This is a genomic window from Microbacterium sp. SL75 (assembly GCF_026625865.1).
In the GTDB taxonomy this organism is placed as follows: Bacteria; Actinomycetota; Actinomycetes; order Actinomycetales; family Microbacteriaceae; genus Microbacterium.
The window spans coordinates 1,318,301-1,335,789 of sequence record NZ_CP113067.1; the positions used below are offsets into that span (position 1 = coordinate 1,318,301).

17 protein-coding genes are annotated in these 17,489 nt (G+C 70.1%); 8 read left to right on the forward strand and 9 right to left on the reverse strand.

Annotated features, from left to right (window positions below):
- Positions 1-104: 104 nt before the first annotated feature.
- Genes OVA17_RS06075 through OVA17_RS06090 form a run of 4 tightly spaced genes read right to left on the reverse strand, consistent with a single transcriptional unit; the run spans position 105 to position 3,174 of the window.
- On the reverse strand, positions 105-782 hold the full coding sequence (locus OVA17_RS06075; protein ID WP_267788860.1) for a response regulator: 678 nt from the start codon (positions 780-782) through the stop codon (positions 105-107).
- Positions 779-2,083 carry a sensor histidine kinase gene (locus tag OVA17_RS06080; protein WP_267788861.1) on the reverse strand — a complete coding sequence of 435 codons (1,305 nt, stop codon included), beginning with the start codon at positions 2,081-2,083 and terminating at the stop codon, positions 779-781. The genes OVA17_RS06075 and OVA17_RS06080 overlap by 4 nt, the downstream gene beginning before the upstream one ends.
- 4 nt (positions 2,084-2,087) lie before the next feature.
- Positions 2,088-2,516 (reverse strand): GNAT family N-acetyltransferase, encoded by a 429-nt coding sequence (locus tag OVA17_RS06085; RefSeq protein ID WP_267788862.1) that lies wholly within the window; start codon positions 2,514-2,516, stop codon positions 2,088-2,090.
- A gap of 49 nt (positions 2,517-2,565) precedes the next feature.
- Entirely contained in the window at positions 2,566-3,174 is a 609-nt protein-coding gene (locus OVA17_RS06090; RefSeq protein WP_267788863.1) for a GntR family transcriptional regulator, read from the reverse strand.
- Between the two features lie 321 nt (positions 3,175-3,495).
- Here OVA17_RS06090 and OVA17_RS06095 point away from each other — a divergent pair, with 321 nt between their 5' ends.
- Positions 3,496-3,702, forward strand: coding sequence for a cold-shock protein (locus OVA17_RS06095; RefSeq protein ID WP_056225145.1), 207 nt, complete (start codon positions 3,496-3,498; stop codon positions 3,700-3,702).
- A 63-nt stretch (positions 3,703-3,765) separates the two neighbouring features.
- On the opposite strand, the gene OVA17_RS06100 is transcribed toward OVA17_RS06095, so the two are convergent.
- From OVA17_RS06100 to OVA17_RS06120, 5 genes are all read right to left on the reverse strand, one after another.
- The gene (locus OVA17_RS06100) at positions 3,766-5,829 is read right to left on the reverse strand and encodes a bifunctional lysylphosphatidylglycerol flippase/synthetase MprF (protein ID WP_267788865.1); all 2,064 of its coding nucleotides are present in this window, start codon (positions 5,827-5,829) and stop codon (positions 3,766-3,768) included.
- A gap of 52 nt (positions 5,830-5,881) precedes the next feature.
- Positions 5,882-7,075, reverse strand: coding sequence for a hypothetical protein (locus OVA17_RS06105; RefSeq protein ID WP_267788867.1), 1,194 nt, complete (start codon positions 7,073-7,075; stop codon positions 5,882-5,884).
- Complete coding sequence (locus tag OVA17_RS06110; RefSeq protein WP_267788869.1) at positions 7,068-7,772, reverse strand: HAD hydrolase-like protein; 705 nt, start codon at positions 7,770-7,772, stop codon at positions 7,068-7,070. Before OVA17_RS06110 ends, OVA17_RS06105 begins: the two co-directional genes overlap by 8 nt.
- Positions 7,773-7,815: 43 nt before the next feature.
- Positions 7,816-8,511: an endonuclease NucS gene (nucS, locus tag OVA17_RS06115; protein ID WP_103208530.1), complete on the reverse strand. Its 696-nt coding sequence runs from the start codon at positions 8,509-8,511 to the stop codon at positions 7,816-7,818.
- Between the two features lie 203 nt (positions 8,512-8,714).
- Positions 8,715-9,956: an MFS transporter gene (locus OVA17_RS06120; protein ID WP_267788871.1), complete on the reverse strand. Its 1,242-nt coding sequence runs from the start codon at positions 9,954-9,956 to the stop codon at positions 8,715-8,717.
- Positions 9,957-10,033: 77 nt separating this feature from the next.
- Between OVA17_RS06120 and OVA17_RS06125 the strand changes: the two genes are divergently transcribed.
- The 7 genes from OVA17_RS06125 to mnhG all read left to right on the forward strand — a co-directional run bounded on the left by OVA17_RS06125 (position 10,034) and on the right by mnhG (position 17,488).
- A complete protein-coding gene (locus tag OVA17_RS06125; RefSeq protein WP_267788872.1) occupies positions 10,034-11,083 on the forward strand; it encodes a LacI family DNA-binding transcriptional regulator in 1,050 nt (349 codons plus the stop codon).
- 95 nt (positions 11,084-11,178) lie between these two features.
- Entirely contained in the window at positions 11,179-14,106 is a 2,928-nt protein-coding gene (locus OVA17_RS06130; RefSeq protein ID WP_267788873.1) for a Na+/H+ antiporter subunit A, read from the forward strand.
- Positions 14,103-14,684 (forward strand): Na(+)/H(+) antiporter subunit C, encoded by a 582-nt coding sequence (locus OVA17_RS06135; RefSeq protein ID WP_210075632.1) that lies wholly within the window; start codon positions 14,103-14,105, stop codon positions 14,682-14,684. Before OVA17_RS06130 ends, OVA17_RS06135 begins: the two co-directional genes overlap by 4 nt.
- Entirely contained in the window at positions 14,681-16,237 is a 1,557-nt protein-coding gene (locus OVA17_RS06140) for a Na+/H+ antiporter subunit D (RefSeq protein ID WP_115916378.1), read from the forward strand. Before OVA17_RS06135 ends, OVA17_RS06140 begins: the two co-directional genes overlap by 4 nt.
- On the forward strand, positions 16,234-16,848 hold the full coding sequence (locus tag OVA17_RS06145; RefSeq protein ID WP_267788876.1) for a Na+/H+ antiporter subunit E: 615 nt from the start codon (positions 16,234-16,236) through the stop codon (positions 16,846-16,848). The genes OVA17_RS06140 and OVA17_RS06145 overlap by 4 nt, the downstream gene beginning before the upstream one ends.
- Positions 16,845-17,111 (forward strand): monovalent cation/H+ antiporter complex subunit F, encoded by a 267-nt coding sequence (locus tag OVA17_RS06150; protein ID WP_103207366.1) that lies wholly within the window; start codon positions 16,845-16,847, stop codon positions 17,109-17,111. Before OVA17_RS06145 ends, OVA17_RS06150 begins: the two co-directional genes overlap by 4 nt.
- On the forward strand, positions 17,108-17,488 hold the full coding sequence (gene mnhG, locus OVA17_RS06155; RefSeq protein WP_115916374.1) for a monovalent cation/H(+) antiporter subunit G: 381 nt from the start codon (positions 17,108-17,110) through the stop codon (positions 17,486-17,488). Before OVA17_RS06150 ends, mnhG begins: the two co-directional genes overlap by 4 nt.
- The last annotated feature ends 1 nt before the right edge of the window (position 17,489 follow it).

A 17,489-nucleotide genomic window follows, 5' to 3' on the forward strand; every position in this document is an offset into this window, starting at 1 on the left:
CGCTGTGCCCTCAGTGTGCCCCCGATCGACATCGGGCGCTCGCCGCGGCCGGCCCGGGCACACGTGGCGGAGGGGAAGGGGTCCGGCGATTTCATCCGATCGGACTACGACCGGGGGCGTGGAAGCCCGTTGCGCACTCCCCAGAGGGCGAGCTGTGTGCGGTCGTCGAGATCCAGCTTGCGCAGCGCCGAGGCGGTCTGACTGCGGACCGTGTTCACTGAGACGCTCAGTCTCTTCGCGATGTCGTCGGTCGAGGTGACTCCGCTGCTGAGCAACCCCACGACCCTGCGTTCCGCGGCCGTCAGCAGAGCCACCTGCTCCGGCTCGGCGGGAGCGCTGCGCGCTTCGCGCAGTTCGCGGATCAGTCTCGGGGCGACGCGGGGAGAGATCGTGGCCGTTCCGGCCGCCGCCCCGCGGATGACCGGCAGCAGCTGATCGCTGTCGTGCCCCTTCAGCAGGTAGCCGCTCGCGCCGGCCTCGATGGCGTCGACGACGAACGCGTCGGAGACCTCGCTCGTGAGCAGGATCACGCGGCATCCGCCCTGCTCGTCCGCCGTGATCAGGCGCGTGGCCTCGATTCCGTTCATGCCGGGCATGTGCAGGTCCATGAGCACGACATCGGCGCGCTCCGCGTGGGCGAGCACCACGGCGTCGCGGCCGTTGGATGCCTCGCCCGCGACGCGAATGCCCGTGGCGTTCTCGAGCCGGAGCCGGATGCCGCGGCGCACGGTGCGGTTGTCGTCGACGATCAGGACCCGGATGTCGTTGCCGGCCGTCGTCACGGCGTCAGAAGGGGGGTCGTGGGCTCGTAGGCCGTCAGAGGTGCCTCCATGATGACCGCCCATCCGCCCGTCGAGACGGGGCCCGCGGTGAGGGAACCGTGCAGGAGGTCGACGCGCTCGGCCATTCCCGTGAGGCCCCACCCGAGTCCGGCGGGGAGATCGGAGGGCGCGGAGGCCCGGCCGGCCTCGTTGCCGACGGCCACTCTGATCGATGTCGGCGAGACGCGCACGTCGACCGACACGGGCGCGCCGGGGGCGTGCTTGCAGGCGTTGGTCAGGGCTTCCTGGACGACGCGGTAGGCGGTCGTAGAGACCATCGCGGGGAGGTCGTCGACGGCCGCGTGGACGCGGGCGACCACGTGCATCCCCCGCGACGACCAGTAGTCGAGCAGCTCGTCGAGAAAGCGGAGGTCGAGGGTCGGTTCGGCGCGCGCGTCGCTCTCGGCGCGCAGGTCGCGCAGCGCCGCATAGAGGCTGGCTGAGGCGAAACGGCCCTCTGCGCGCATCTCGGCGATGAGGGCGGCGGCCTGATCGGCGTCGAGCACGTCGATGTCGACCGCCGCGTCAGCCAGGGAGAGGAGACCGGCGAGATGCTGACCGGCGACGTCGTGCAGCTCTTGGGCGATGCGCGCCCGCTCGCGCATGCGCGCCCTCTCGAGCTCGGCCTCGTGCTCGGCTGCGGCGGCGGCGAGTTCTGCGCGCGCTCGCCGCAGTCTGTTCATGCGCCGAGCCCACCAGATTCCGAGCGCTGCGGCACCGGCCACGGGGGCGGCGAAGGCGAGCCCGGAACTCAGGACGAAGCTCCACGCGACGGCGGGCGGCGCCCCGGTGGACGTCGACCAGAGGGACAGGATGCCGACGGCTACGCCGATCACCGCGAGCGTCCACCCGATGGCCGCCGCGGCGCGCCTCTGGGCGGCGAGGAAGAACACGGCCACGCCGACGACGAGGGGGAGGGCGCCGAGCCAGCGCGGGACCTCGAGCCCGGCGACCAGAGCGAGGTAGCAGGCAGTCGTCCCCAGCACGGCGACGAGGGGGACCCGGGCGGACAGGAGCAGGAAGGCGCTCTGCGCGGCGCACCCGGCGATCACGAGCGCGATCACCACACCGAACGGGATGCGGTAATCCCAGACGATGTCGCCCTGGAGGACGGCGGAGAGAGGGTCGGACAGCGCCTGGACGACGGTGACGAGGAACACGATGGCGACGAAGGCCACCATCGCCCGGGGACGGTTCAGGACGCGGGTGAAGCTCTCGGCATCCACCATCCGGGGGTTCGAATCTTCGTCACTCGTCGGCACCGCGTCACTCTAACGTCGGCGGCAGCACGTAGACCACGTCGTCGCCGTCGCGCCCGTGCTCGACGAAACCGATGCGGGCGAGGACGGCGTGCGAGGGTTCGTCGTCGGCGGACACGCACGCGTAGAGGGGGCGTTCCGCCTCGCGGGCCGTGAGCAGACCCAGGGCTTCGGTGGGAGCGTCGCCGTGCGCGGAGGGAGAGACGGCGAGGAGGATCTCGCGGTCGCCGTCGACGTCGAGCGCCGCGGCGACCCCGACCACGGAGCCGTCCTCGACGACGACGTGCGCGTCGACCTTGTCGTCCGCCGCCCATGCGTCGAAGGTCTCGCGATCCGCGAACGCCGCTCGGGGCCACGCGGAGGTGCTCGCCGACACCGCCTGGAAAGCGGCATCCCGATCGTGGTTTCCAAGGTCTCGCAGCTCGATGTGGGGCATGGCGTCACGCTAACGGGCGCGGGCGGAGTCGGTCGCGGCTCTTGTGCGGTCAGGCGAAACCGTGCAGGGCGAGGAACGTCCACGTGGCGCCATTGGTGTCGCGGCGCGCGACCTGGTCGTGGAAATGGCGGAAGAGCGTCTCGCGGGTGCCGTCGGAGACGCTCGTCCACCCCTCGAGGTTGCGGCGGAGGACGAGATCGAGCTGCAGGAAGGTCTTCTGGAAGACGACATTGCGTGAAACGTCCACGAGGTGCGAGGCCAGATCCATGACCGCACGCACGTACTGCTCCGAAGATTCGGCGGAACGCATCTCTTCGACGAAGCGTGCGGTGTCGAGGAGCTCCTCATCGGTGCATCGGGGAAGGGCGACGTGCATCGCGGCCGCGATGGTGTGCGCGGCGTACTCGCGCATGTCGTGGCGGGCACGGTCGGTGAGGGCCGCAACCCGGGTGTACCTGTTGGCCGCGACCTCGACGAGTCCGATCCGCTCGAGCCGCTGGAGTGCCTCGCGCACAGGGGTGCGGGAGATCCCCATCAGGGTTGCCAGTTCGACGTCGCGCAGGCGGTCGCCGGCCTGGAGTCGACCATCGACGATCGCCTCGCCGAGGGCCCGGTAGGCCTCGTCGACGAGGGCGGAAGCACGCCGACGACTATCCATCAGCCGGATTTTAGGGCCTCCGGTTACCACAGCACATGGGAAGAACTTGCTGATTCTTCGTTTTCGTGTCGCGCGCGGGCCCCCGCGCCGGTAAAGTGATCGCCGTCACGCCTCGCGTGACATATCCGGGGGGATCCGTCGACGCCCGGGCTTCGAGCCTTGCTCAGCCCGGGCGTCGTATGGGCTTACGGCGTGTTTCCGCGTATCTCGCGCCTCGCAACGTTTGTGTCACGGACCCGTGCGAGAACAGACCCCGGCGGTTACCGTGGGGGCACAGACCGGCGCGCTCGGCGCCGGCTCAAGCGGAAAACGGCAGAACGAATGAGCACGCAGGGCACGGTCAAGTGGTTCAACTCGGAAAAGGGCTTCGGCTTCATCGCGCCCGATGACGGCAGCCAGGACGTCTTCGCGCACTACAGCGCGATCCAGTCGGGCGGCTACCGCTCGCTCGAAGAGAACCAGCGTGTCGAGTTCGAGGTCGCCCAGGGCCCCAAGGGCCTGCAGGCGGAGAACATCCGCCCCCTCTGATCCTCCACCGGCTCCGGTCGGTCCGGCCCCGGTCGTGCGCGTTCCGCGTGTCGGCCGGGGCCTTCAGTGTTCGTGACGCACGAGGTCGACGCCCGCGGCGGCGAACTGCCCCAGCGTCGCGTGCGGAAGGAACGCCCGCGTCAGGGCGGCACCGATTCGCGTGAGATCGGCCTCGTCGCGGAAGAGCAGGTACATCGTCTCGTAGCGCGGGTGGAACTTCTGCTTGAACCGGTGCAACGAGGCGAAGCCGTAGACGGGCTCGAGCATCGCGGCCATGCGGTCCTGCAGGTCGGCGATCGCGCCGGCATCCGCCGGATACTCGTGGGCCAGCGGGGCGCCGGACAGGGACATGACCTGGGCTCCTTCGGCGGAGAACTCGCGGGCGGATGCGCCGATGAGGTACTCCATGACCGGCCCGAAGCCGCCGTCGCGGCGGCGCATCAGGTCGAGCGTCCAGCCGCGGATCCCGTCCTCGCCGTAGATCGGCAGCCACGACAGGAAGCCGTCCACATCGCCCTGCGGTGAGACCGCAAGGGCGATACGCACCTCGGGATCGGCCGCTTCGTGCAGGGTGCCGAGGGTGAACCCCATCTCGGGCAGGCCCTTGTCTCCGACCCAGCTCTCCGAGATCGCACGCAGTTGCTGTCGCACCCCCCACGTCTCGTCGCTGAGCCTCGAGAGGCGGAAGGTCATGCCCTCGCGCTCGCCGCGATTGAGCGAGGTGCGCACCGCGCCCCAGGCCTTGCCGGTGAACTGCAGGCCGGGCAGATCGACCACCGTGTCATCGGCCACGACGATGCGTCGCCATCCGTCCGGGACGGCATCGGCCGTCGCCTCGCCCGCGCTGAAGAAGCACGGTGCGAGCCCCGCGGCCTCGGCCGCCTCGATGAACGAGCGGACGGTCTGAGCGCGGGTGCCGACGGGCCCGAGCGGGTCGCCCAGGACGAGCGCGACGCCGGAGCGACGCTGGTACGCGACGAGGCCGCGGCCGAAGCGCGCGTACGACAAGCCCTCCCACGTCGTCATCCACGACAGCGTGCCTCCGCCGCTCGTGTGCAGTTCGTTCTTCACCTCAGCGACCGACGGGGCGGGGGAGTCGCCGAGCGCTGCGCGCGGACGGGCACGGAAGGCTGCCCGCACCAGGAAGAAGTAGACGGATGCCACGAGCCACAGCGCCGAGGAGGCCAGGACGCTGGTGAAGTCGGCATCCAGATCCGCTTCGATCTGGGTGAGACCCTCCAGGAGCAGGACGCCGAAGAGCAGAAGAACCAACAGGAGGTTCAGCGCGCTGTAGAGCATCACCACGACCCAGGCCCATCGTCGACCGCGGCGGAGGGCTGTGGCGACCACGAGGACGACGAGCGTATTGACCGCGACGTCGACCCACGATCCCGAGGTCGCCGCCGACGAGCCGAACGGACCGGTCATCGGGGCGAGATAGCCGAGGATCTCGAACGCCCCGAGGGCGCACAGCACGACGAAGGCGATCAGGCGTTGTTCGCGTACGCTCACGCGCTGCGGGCGCAGCGACCTGTCGACTCCCAGCACGAGGGCGACGGCGAGGACGCGCTCGAGATCGGGGAGCGAGCCGTAGTAGAGGAAGGTGAGGGCGAGACCCGCGATGAGGACCGTCCACGCGCGAAGGCGCCACGGGGAGGGCAGGAGCGCGAGCGCCGCCGCCACGCAGGCGAAGACACCGCCGGAGGGACCCACATCGAGCGTCATCGCCTGTGCCTGCGCCCAAGGCCACGACAAGAAGGCCGTGAGCCACAGGAAGAGGGACGCGGCGAAGATCGAGAACAGCTGGCCCACGGCGAAGTACGCACTCGCGACGCGCGTGCCGCGACGGACCTCGAGGAACCCCATCCCGACGAGGGTCGGGAGGCCGATGAGGTACAGCCACGGTGCGCTGATCACGAAGGTGCCGGTGATCGGCGTCCACCACCGGCCGGCTTCGAGGGCGGGCAGGCCGTACGCAAGCGTGTCGAAGGCGTCGGAGGCGGTGAACGGCTGCCAGAGCGCGCCGGTCGCGACGCCTGTGGCGAGCAGGATGCCGACCAGCATGATCGTGGCCGGCAGGCGGCGCGCGAGCTGCGGCACCCGTCGGCGCATCGTGTTCTGCCCCATGCCGCTCACGATAGGGCACGGGGGTCGCGCGACGGCGGACCGGGGTCGGTGGTCAGCTCGGTCGGGACACCGAGTGCCACGCGGCGCGTGCGTGGGCGAGAGCCTGCTCGGCATCGGTCGCCGCGCGGGCGGCGGCGAGGTGACGGCGGGCGTCTTCGAGCCGGAGGCGATCGGCGATCGGGGCCTCGGAGTCGCGCGCGTCGGCGACGGCGAGGGCGGCGCGGGCGCAGGCCAGGGTTCCCGGCAGAGCGGCGCGTGCGGCTTCGAGGCGTTGCCGCGGGGTCATCGCCTCGCTCAGCGCTTCGTCTCTTCGCTCGCGTACCCGGGCCACGATGGCGATGGCGCGCCGGGGTCGCCGGGCCGTGTCGGTCGCCGCGGCTTCGAGGTCTCGTGCGGCGGCGTCCAAGCGCTCAGCGGCGTCGGGTGCCGCTTCGCCGGGCCGGCGAGACGCCAGTTGCGTCGCTGCCGCGATCTCGGCTCGCGCCGCGGTGATCTCGGTCGCCGCGTTCTCGGCGGCCTGCATCGCGACCCGGTGCGCGTCCTCGACGGCGCGCAGCTGTCTTTCGGCGCGGGCGAGGGCGGCGCAGGCGTCCAAGAGGTGGCGGCCGTCCGGCTCGGAGGCGGCGCGCTCGATGGCGTCGTCGGCGTCGCGGAGCGCGTCGGATGCCGCCCGCCCGGCCGCCTCGGCATCGTCGCGGTCTTCGGGGGCGAAACGTTCGCGCAGCACGATGAGGAGCGGCTCGGGATCGCCCGTCGTTTCGATCAGTCGTGCGCGGCGGCCGCGGGCGGCGGCCAGGAGCGCGGCCGCGCTCCGGTGCGTGCGGGCCCACTCCTCGAGCTGCGTGCGGGTGCGAGCGACGCGTTCGCTCTGGTCGTCCAGCTGGGCGCGTAACCGGCGGGCCTCGTCGCGTCGCCGGACAGCGAGACCGGTGTCGGTCTCGAGGCGCGAGACGTCGGCGAACCCGCGATCGCGCGTGCGAAGGGCGGCGGCCCGGGCGCGGCGGAGCTCGGTCGGTTCGTCGATGGCATCTACCGCGTCCGCGGCCCGGAAGGCCAGCTCCAGTTCGATGACGGCGTCGTCGAGGCGAAGCAGCGCCTCGGCGGCATCGCTCACGGACTGGGCGGCCGCGGCGCGAGCACGGGGCGATCTGCGCGAGAGCCGCACGGCGATGACGATGGCCGCCACGGTGAGTGCGGCCGCCAGCAGGGCGATCGTCGCGGGGGCAACCCCCTCGAGTTCAAACACCGACGGAGGTGCCCGGTCCCGACGAGTCGTCGATCAGCAGAAGAGCACGCAGTTCGTCGATCTCGTCGACGGCAGCCTGGGCGCCGTCCGCCTCGTGGGGCCAACTGAAGCCCCACCGGACGAAGATCACCGGCACCCCGGCATCCGCCCCTCCCTCGACGTCGTGGTGTCGATCGCCGATGAGGATGGGGCGCGAGGTGTCGGCCCCGGCGGCTTCGAGACGGCGCAGCGCCTCGCGCACGACGTCGGCCTTCGTGCTCAGGGTGCGCTCGTCGAGGGTGGCTCCGACCATGGCCTCGAGTGATGGAGCGAGGCCGAAGTGGTCCATGAGGGCGACCACCTGTACTTCGGGCTTGGAGCTCGCCGTCGACTGCGGAATGCCCGCCGCGTGCAGGTCGTGCACCAGCTGTTCGACGCCCGGGTACAGGCGCGCGCTCACCGTGTAGCCCTCGCTCTTGTTCAGCCCGCGGTAGAAGGTGACGGCTTCGGTGGCCTGCTCAGGAGTCATCCCCACGTTCACCTGGAACGACTCGAACATCGGCGGACCGATCCAGTGCGACAGCTCTCCCCGCACGGGGGGCGTGCGTCCGAAGTGCTCGAGTGTGATCGTCAACCGGCGGAGGATGCCCTCCGATGCGTCGACGAGGGTTCCGTCGACGTCCCACAGGACGCAGGAGAAGGGAGAGCGTGCAGGCATGCGTCCACGCTACCGGCGCTGCCCGCGCGCGGCGCTCGCCGCGTCAGAAGAGCCGCGGGGCGCCCGACTGCACGCCCTTCATCTCGTCGTAATCGAGGACGAGGCACCGGATGCCGCGGTCGGTGGCGAGCACGCGCGCTTGGGGCTTGATCTCTTGCGCGGCGTAGACGCCGGTGACCGGGGCGAGCAGAGGATCGCGGTTGAGCAGCTCGAGGTAGCGGGTGAGCTGCTCGACGCCGTCGATGTCGCCGCGACGCTTGACCTCGATCGCGACGGTGCCGTGGCCGTCGTCATTGCGCAGCAGCAGATCGACCGGGCCGATCGCGGTGGGGTACTCACGGCGCACGAGCGTGAGGTTCTCACCCACCACCGACACCTGCTCGGCGAGCAGGCGCTGCAGATCGGCCTCGACGCCGTCCTTGATGAGCCCGGGGTCGAGGCCCAGGTCGTGGGCGGTGTCGTGCATGACCTCGTGGATGCGCACCAGCAGTGCGTCGCCGCTCTTCGCGTGCGTCACGCGCCAGCGTTCGATCACGCCGTCTTCGATGTCGGCCTCGTCGGGCTGCTCGAGGGTGAGCGAGCACGGCGGGCTCATCCAGTTCAGGGGCGCGTGTTGGACGTCGCGATGGAACGCGACCGTACCGTCGGCCTTGACCATGATGAGTCGGGTCGCGAGGGGCAGATGTGTCTTCAGGCGACCGGTGTAGTCGACGGAGCAACGAGCAATGACGAGGCGCACGACTCCATTGTCGCAACTCGAGACGATCGTCACACCGCCGTCGAGAGAGACCGTGCCGTGGCTGCGGTGCGCCGCCGCCCCCGGGTAGCTCGTCCGACGGGTCGCGTCACCCCGAGGGTTCCGCACCGTCGTCGCGACGGCGGGATGCGCGTCGAGGCGGCCGGAGTCATCGACGCAGCAGCGACCGCTGGGGGCCGTGGCGCCTAATCGCGCCGCGCCGGCTCTGCGGCCCGCTCGTTCTCGACGGCGAGCGGCTTGGCCGCGCCCGAGAAGAGACCGGATGCCACGATGAGCCCGACCACGATGAGCAGCGTGTTGAGCAGACCGATGTGGTCGCCGATCCACCCGAGGATCGGGGGGCCGCACAGGAACGCCACGTAGCCGATGGTCGCCGCGGCGGCCACGCGGGAGGCGGCCTTGGCGGGGTCGTCGGCGGCGGCCGACATGCCGATCGGGAACCCGAGCGAGGCACCGAGGCCCCACAGAGCCGCACCCACGAAGACGAGGGGACCGTAGGGCGCGAGGATGAACAGCAACAGACCCGCGGCGGCGGTGCCGGCGAGCACCCGCAGCACGAGCACACGGCCGAGGCGGTCGACGACGGGGCCCCCGGCGATGCGGCCCACGGTCATGGCGACCGAGAATACCGCGAGCACCGCAGGACCTGCCTCTTCGGGGGCTCCGTGGCCGTAGACCACGGCCGAGGGGAGCCAGTCGTTGGCGCTGCCTTCGGCGAACGCCATGCCCAGCATGATCACCCCGAGCGTGTACGTGCGCGGCTCGCGCCAGGCCTGCAGCGAGACGGCGAGACGCTCGCGCCAGTGGGCGCGCTCCTCGGCGGCGGGGGCGTCCATCGCTACCTCGGCCCGCGGCACGTTGGCCACCGACACGAAGGCCACCACCATGATGACCACGCCCATCGCCGCGCAGTGCGCGACCACGGGGATGCCCAGGCTGACGGCGACGAATCCCAGACCCGCGCCGATGACGGTGCCGAAGCTGAAGAAGGCGTGCAGCAGCGGCATGATCGTGCGCCGGGTGGCCTTCTCGAGCGCTGCTCCCTCGACGTTCATCATCACGTCGACCGTGCCGTTGCCGAACCCGAACAGGGCGAGGCCCACGAGGGCGACCCCGAACAACTGCAGCGAGTCGGCCCCGAAGCCGATGATCATGAGGCCGATGCCTACGAGCAGCAGGGCGACGAGCATGCCGGTGCGCGCGCCGATGCGGGCCATGACAGCCGGCGCGATCGAGAGACCGATGATGGATGCCACGCCCATGCCGAGCAGGAGCAGCCCGACGCCGGAGTTCTCGATGCCGAGCGATTCGCGGATGGCGGGCACCCGCGACGCCCACGTCGAGATGCTCAGCCCGCTCGCGAGGAAGATGGCGCAGATCGCGATGTGCCAGCGGACGAGCTGGGACCGGGTGAGCGTCGAGTGCATGCGGCCACTGTACCGAATCGATTCGACACGCATCGAATCGATTCGGCGACGCCCGCGTCGGCGAGTACGATCGGCCCGTGAGCAACCGTCGCGCGACCATCAGCGACGTCGCCCGAGAGGCCGGCGTCTCGGCGTCGACCGCGTCCGTCGTCTTCAGCGGCAAGACGCCGACCTCGCAGGCGACCCGCGCGCGAGTGCTCGCGGCGGCCGAGAGCCTCGGGTACACCGGGCCCGATCCGCGCGCCGCGTCCCTTCGTCGCGGACGCTCCGGCATCGTGGGCGTGGTCTTCGACCAGCACCTCGGTACGGCGTTCCTCGACCCGGTCACGACCCACATGATGGACGGTCTGGCCGACGGCGTCTCTCGCCTGGGGGCGGCGCTGCTGCTGCTTCGCGACGACGGCGAGACGGTGAGCGAACCCTCGCTGCACACCGCTCCCATCGACGCCGCGGTGCTGATCGGCTGCAGCCCGCGCATGCGCGACTCCCTCGAGATCGTGAAGGGCCGCGGCATCCCGGTCGTCGTGGTCGAGGGCGATGCGGGCGAGGGCGTGCCCCAGGTGCTGCTCGACAACACCGAAGCGCAGCGCGAGGCCGCGCGCCACCTCGAGGCGCTCGGTCACCGAGACGTCGTGATCGTCACCCTGCCCACCGACACGGCTCGGCGCCGCGGCTGGATCTCCGACGAAGCCGTCGTCCGGGTCGACGTCACCGCCGACCGGCTGGCCGGGGCCCGGGAGGTGTTCCCCGACGCTCCCGCCGTGGCCGCCGCCACCAGCTCGATCGACGAGGGGAGCATCGCCGGTCGAGCGATCTTCGCCGATCCCGACCACCGCCCGACGGCGGTCATCGCCCAGAGCGACCTGCTCGCGGCCGGGGTCATCCGCGCCGCCGAGGAAGCGGGTCTGCGAGTGCCCGACGACGTGAGCGTAACCGGGTTCGACGGGGTCGTCGTCGACGGCCTCGCCCCGCACGTGCTGACCACCCTGGTGCAGCCCGCCACCGCGAAGGGCCGCGCTGCCGGTGAGGCCGTGGCGGCGATGCTCGAGGACGAGACGCCCTCAGGGCTCGACCTGCGGTGCGCCTTCCGAGAGGGAACGACGACCGGCCCGCCGCGTACCACATGACGCCGCGGATGCTGGGACTCTCATGCTCCGCATAGAATAGTCACGACACCCCGAGAGCCCGGGCATCCGCCCGTCGACCCCGAGGAGGCCCGACCGTGCTGATCTTCCTCGGCGCCTTCGCGGCCGTCCCCCTTCTTCTGCCGTGGCTCGTCTCGCGCATCGGCGCCCGCGCGTTCTACGTTGCCGCGGTGCTCCCCGCCCTTGCCTTCGCCCACGCCGTGGTCCTTGCCCCCGCGGTCTTCTCGGGCGATATTCCTTTCGAGGAATACCGGTGGATCCCCGCGTTGAACGTGTCGCTGTCGATGCGCATGGATGTGCTGGGGTGGCTCCTCACCCTGGTGGTCACCGGCGTCGGGGCGCTCGTCATGCTCTACTGCCGCTGGTACTTCCGCGGCAAGACGCGGGGCGTGGGGCAGTTCTCGGCGGTCCTGCTCGGGTTCGCCGGTGCGATGTACGGCTTGGTCCTCACCGACGATCTCGTCGTCCTGGTGATGCTGTGGGAGGCCACGAGCGTCCTGTCGTACCTGCTGATCGGCTACTACCACAGCCGTTCCGCGAGTCGCCGTGCCGCGCTGCAGGCGCTGCTCGTCACGACCCTCGGCGGGCTCGTCATGCTCATCGGCGTGGTGCTCATGGTGGTCCAGTCGGGCACGTCCAGCCTGTCGGCGATCCTCGCCGACCCTCCCACGGGCGCGGTCGTCGACATCGCGGTCCTGCTGCTGCTGGTCGGCGCCCTGAGCAAGTCCGCGATCTTCCCGTTCCACTTCTGGCTCCCCGGCGCTATGGCCGCGCCCACCCCGGTCAGCGCGTACCTGCACGCTGCGGCCATGGTGAAGGCCGGCATCTACCTGATCGCCCGTCTCGCTCCCGGGTTCGCCGACACCCCGTTCTGGCGACCGACCCTCATCGCGCTCGGGGTCTTCACCATGTTGCTCGGTGGCTTCCAGGCGCTGCGCGAACGCGACCTCAAGCGCATCCTCGCCTTCGGCACGGTGAGCCAGCTGGGCTTTCTCACGGTGATGCTGGGATACGGAACGAGAGATGCCGCTCTCGCCGGCGTCGCGCTCCTGCTCAGCCACGCCCTGTTCAAGTCGTGCCTCTTCCTCGTCGTCGGTGTCATCGACCGCCAGCTCAACACGCGTGACATCGGCCAGCTCTCCGGCCTCGGCCGCCAGGCGCCGGTCATGGCCACGGCGTCGTTCGTCGCGATCTTCTCCATGGCGGGTGTGATCCCCACCCTCGGATTCGTCGCGAAAGAGACGGCGCTGACCGCTCTGCTGCACGAGGCCGAGGGGGGAGCGGTGTGGGGGATCGTCGCCCTGATCGGCATCGTCCTGGGCTCCGCGCTCACGGCGGCCTACGGCATCCGATTCCTCTGGGGTGCGTACGGGACCAAGCGCGACGTCGAGACGACCGAGTGGCCGGACCCGCCCATCGGGTTCTTGTCGGCTCCCGTGCTGCTGTCGGCGACCACGCTGGCCCTCGGGTTCCTCGCGCCGATCGTCGACCACTGGCTCGCTCCCTACGCCGACGGACTCCCCGAGGCGACGGCCGGGGTCGATTCGCCCGAGTATCCGTACCACCTCGCCCTCTGGCACGGGCTCGAGCCGGCGCTGTTCATCTCGCTCGGCACCCTGGCGCTGGGCGCGGGCGTGTTCTGGGTGGTGCGCAAGACACAGCTGCACAAGCGTCCTCGTGTGCTGCCCTTCACGGCCAACGACGCGTACAACGGCACCCTCCGCGCGATCGACCACACCTCGGAGTGGGTGACCGCCCGCTTCCAGCGCGGTTCGTTGCCGTTCTACGTCGGCACGATCTTCGTGGTGCTCGTGGTCGCCGAGGGCACGGCCCTACTGGCCTCGCGCGAGTGGCGCGCGCAGCTCGACGCCTGGCAGTCTCCCGCGCAGCTGATCTCGGCACCTGTCATGATCGCCGCCGGCATCTTGGCCGTCCGCGCCCGAAAGCGCTACACCGGGGTCGCGCTCGTCTCGGTGACGGGGCTCGGGATGGTGGTGCTCTTCGCGACCAGCGGCGCCCCCGATCTCGCGCTGACCCAGGTGCTCATCGAAACCGTGACCCTCGTCGTGTTCGCGCTGGTGCTGCGGCGCCTCCCCGCCCGCATGGGGGAGCAGAACGAGTCGGTGGCCCCGATCGCCCGAGCGATCCTCGGCGCGGGCGTGGGGCTCACCATGGCCCTCGTCGCGATCGTGGCGACCGGAGCACGTCAAGACCTCCCCATCTCCCTCGAGTGGCCGCCCCTCGCCTACGAGATCGGCCACGGACGCAACGTCGTCAACGTTGCGTTGGTCGACCTGCGCGGCTGGGACACGATGGGCGAGCTCTCGGTGCTGGTCCTCGCCGCCACCGGCGTGGCATCCCTCGTCTTCATCACCAACCGCAGCGACAACCTCGCGCGCCGATCGGGCACCGCGCGCTCTCGCGTCGGGCTGGGCCGCCGTCGCCCCCTCGTCGAGACCGACAGCGGCGTGCGCGCTCGACGCGTGGGCGAGACCGGCGCCCCGCGCGCGTGGCTGATCTCGGGCTCGAAGGTGCAGCCCGAGAATCGTTCGATCCTGCTCGAGATCATCATCCGGGTGCTGTTCCACTCGATCATGATCGTGTCGCTGTACCTGCTCTTCGCCGGCCACAACCTGCCCGGCGGTGGCTTCGCCGGAGGCCTGGTCGCGGGAATGGGCCTGGTCATGCGCTACATCGCCGGCGGACGTTGGGAGCTCGGCGCCGCCGCGCCGACCGACGCGGGACGCCTGCTCGGTGCGGGCATGGCGATCGCCGTGCTGTGCGCCCTGGTGCCGATGGTGTTCGGGTTCGCGCCGCTGCAGAGCTTCACCTTCGAGGGTGAGCTGCCGATCATCGGGCACTGGGAGTTCGTCACCAGCACGATCTTCGACGTGGGCGTCTACCTCGTGGTGATCGGTCTGGTGCTCGACGTGCTCCGCAGCCTCGGCGCCGAGGTCGACCGGCAGTCGCAGCACCCGGAAGATGCGGAGATGGCGCCCTCATGACCATTTCCTTCGTTCTCGTCATCGTCATGGCCGTGCTCTTCGCGTGCGGTGTGTACGCGATGCTCGAGCGCAGCCTGACCCGCGTGCTGATCGGCTTCCTGCTGCTCGGCAACGCCGCCAACCTCCTGCTCCTCATCGTCATGGGCGCGCCCGGCCGGGCCCCCTTCTACGACGGCGGGCAGACGGATGCCGCGGACATGTCCGACGCGCTGCCCCAGGCCCTGACGCTCACCGCGATCGTCATCACGTTCGGCATCTCGGCGTTCCTGCTCGCCCTCATCTACCGCTCCTGGCAGCTCGGTCAGGCCGACACGGTCATCGACGACGCCGATGACGTGGCTCTGCGCACCCGCGCGGCCGACGAGCCCGAAGACGCGATGGACGAAGAGGCCCGTTCCGACGACGAAGACGTCACCACCGACTTCGTCGGCGATGTGGCCTCGCCCATCCGCGTGCTGCACCAGGGCGATCTCTCGCAGCTGGTCGACGACGCTCCGGTCGACCGGGTCGCGGTGTCGCGTGAATCGGAGCCGCCGCTCGACGCCCCCCGCGACCCCCAGGACGGTGATCGCTCGTGAGCGCCCTCGTGCCCCTGCTCGTCGGCATTCCGCTCATCGGTGCCGCGATCAACCTCATCTTCGGACGACGCAAGAAGACGCAGATCGTCGTGTCGGTCGCCTCCCTCGCGGCCGTCCTCGTGCTGGGTGCGGTCCTGCTCGTCACCGTCGACACGAGCGGGCCCATCGCGGTGGCGATCGCCGCGTGGGACATCCCGTTCGGCATCGTGCTCTACGTCGACGTGCTCGCGGCCCTGCTGGTGGTCGTCACGAGCATCGTCCTCCTCGCGGTCCTGCTGTTCTCGATCGGCCAGGGCGCGGCCGACAACGACGAGGACACCCCGGTCTCGATCTTCTACCCGGCGTACCTGATCCTCGGCGCGGGCATCTTCAACGCCTTCATCGCCGGAGACCTGTTCAACCTGTACGTCGGTTTCGAGATCCTTCTCGTCGCCTCGTACGTGCTCATCACCCTGGGCGGCACCGAATCGCGCATCCGCACCGGCGTCGTCTACATCGTCGTGTCGCTGGTGTCGTCAATCCTCTTCCTCGCCGCGATCGCGATGGTCTACGGCGCGCTCGGCACGGTCAACATGGTCCAGATCAGCGAGCGGATGTCGCTGCTGCCCCAGGACACGCAGACGATCCTGCACCTCATGCTGCTGCTCGCCTTCGCGATCAAGGCGGCGGTCTTCCCGCTGTCGTTCTGGCTGCCCGACTCGTACCCGACGGCTCCCGCGCCGGTGACGGCGGTGTTCGCGGGCCTACTGACCAAGGTCGGCGTCTACGCGATCATCCGCACCGAGACACAGCTGTTCGTCGACAACGACCTCAACTTCCTGCTGATGATGGTCGCGCTGTCGACGATGATCGTCGGCATCCTGGGGGCGGTCGCGCAGGCCGAGCTCAAGCGCATCCTGTCGTTCACGCTGGTGAGCCACATCGGGTACATGATCTTCGGTCTGGCGATCAACACGCCGCTCGCGGTGGGCGCCACGATCTACTACATCGTCCACCACATCATCGTGCAGACGACGCTGTTCCTCGCGGTGGGCCTCATCGAGCGCCGGGCGGGGAGTACCTCGATCCTGAAGGTGAAGGGCCTGATGCGCGCGGCGCCACTGCTGGCGGTGCTCTACTTCATCCCGGCGATCAACCTGGGCGGCCTGCCTCCGTTCTCGGGCTTCATCGGCAAGTACGCGCTGTTCGACGCCGCGGCTCAGGTGGGAACACCCGTGATGATGGTCCTGATCGTCGGCGGTATCGTGACCTCGATCCTCACGCTGTACGCGCTCATGCGCGCGTGGAACCTCTCGTTCTGGCGCGAAGACGACGACTCGGCCGAGACGACCGAGCGCATCGCCTACCTCGGCAACGCGCCCGCCGCCGCCATCTCGACCGAGCGGCGCACGACGCCGAAGATCATGACGCTCGCCACCGTCGGCATGGTGGCCGTCACCGTGTCGCTCACCGTGTTCGCCGGACCGCTGCTCGACATGTGCTTGCGGGCGGGCGTCGACATCACCGACGGGGTCAGCCTCGTCCAGGTCCAGGAACAGGCGGGTCAAAGATGAACCCGTCCCGCCGTTCGCAGGTGTCGCTCTTCCTGCACCAGCTTCCGTTCCTGGTCTGGCTGGTCGCGCTGTGGATGCTGCTGTGGGGCCAGTTCACCTGGCTCGCCTTCCTCACGGGTCTCGTCATGGCGGTCTTCGTCACCCGCGTCTTCCGCCTTCCTCCCGTCGAGCTGTCGGGTCGCATCAACCTCTGGTACGGCCTCGTCTTCGTCGTCACCTTCCTTGGCGCCGTCATCAAGGGCTCCCTCATCGTCGCGTGGCAGGTGCTCGATTTTCGGCGGCAGCCCGGTGCGGCCATCATCGCCGTGCCCCTTCGGGTAGACGACGATGTGATCATGGCGCACACCGCCGTCACGGCATCGCTCATCCCGGGCTCGCTCATCGTCGACGTCGATCGCGAGAAGCGCACGCTGTTCCTGCACACCATCGGGGTGCGCAGCGACGCGGATGCCGAGCACCAGCGCCGCGTCGTGCTCGGGTGGGAAGCCCGCATCACGCGTGCCGTGGGCTCGAAGGAAGAGCTGCAGGAGCTGCGCGCCAAGATCGCCGAGGCGGACGTCGACGCCCGCCATGGGGCCGAGACGCCGCGCGATGGGAGGACGCTACTGTGAACATCCTCGTCGTGGTCATCCTCGTCGTCTTCGCCGTCGCCGCGGTGCTGGCGCTGATCCGTCTCGTGATCGGTCCGTCGATCCTCGACCGTGCGGTCGCCGCCGACGTGCTGCTCACCGAGGTGCTCTGCATCCTGGGCGCCGACATGGTCATCAATCACCACACGCGCTCGCTGCCCGCGATGCTGATCATCGCGGCCGTGGGCGTGTTCGGCTCGATCGCCGTGGCCCGCTTCGTCGCGCGGAAGGAGAACCCGAGATGACCCTCGACGGCGTTCTCGACACCGTGGCGCTCGTGCTCGTGCTCCTCGGTGCGATCCTCTGCCTCACCGCGACCATCGGCCTTCTGCGGTGGCGCGATGTGCCCACGCGCCTGCACGCGGCGACCAAGCCGCAGGTGCTCGGCGTGCTTCTCATCGTCTCTGCGGTCGCGCTGGCGACGGGCACGTGGGAGGCGCTCGCTTTCGGCATCCCGATCGTGCTCATCCAGTTCGCGACGGCACCCCTCGCCGCGCACATGGTCGGGCGGGCGGCCTACCGCAACCGGACGACCGATGAAGAGAACCTCTACATCGACGAACTGCACCACAGCACGGAGCAGCCCGGCTCGACCGGGGCGGAGTCCCGCCCCGAGAGCTGAG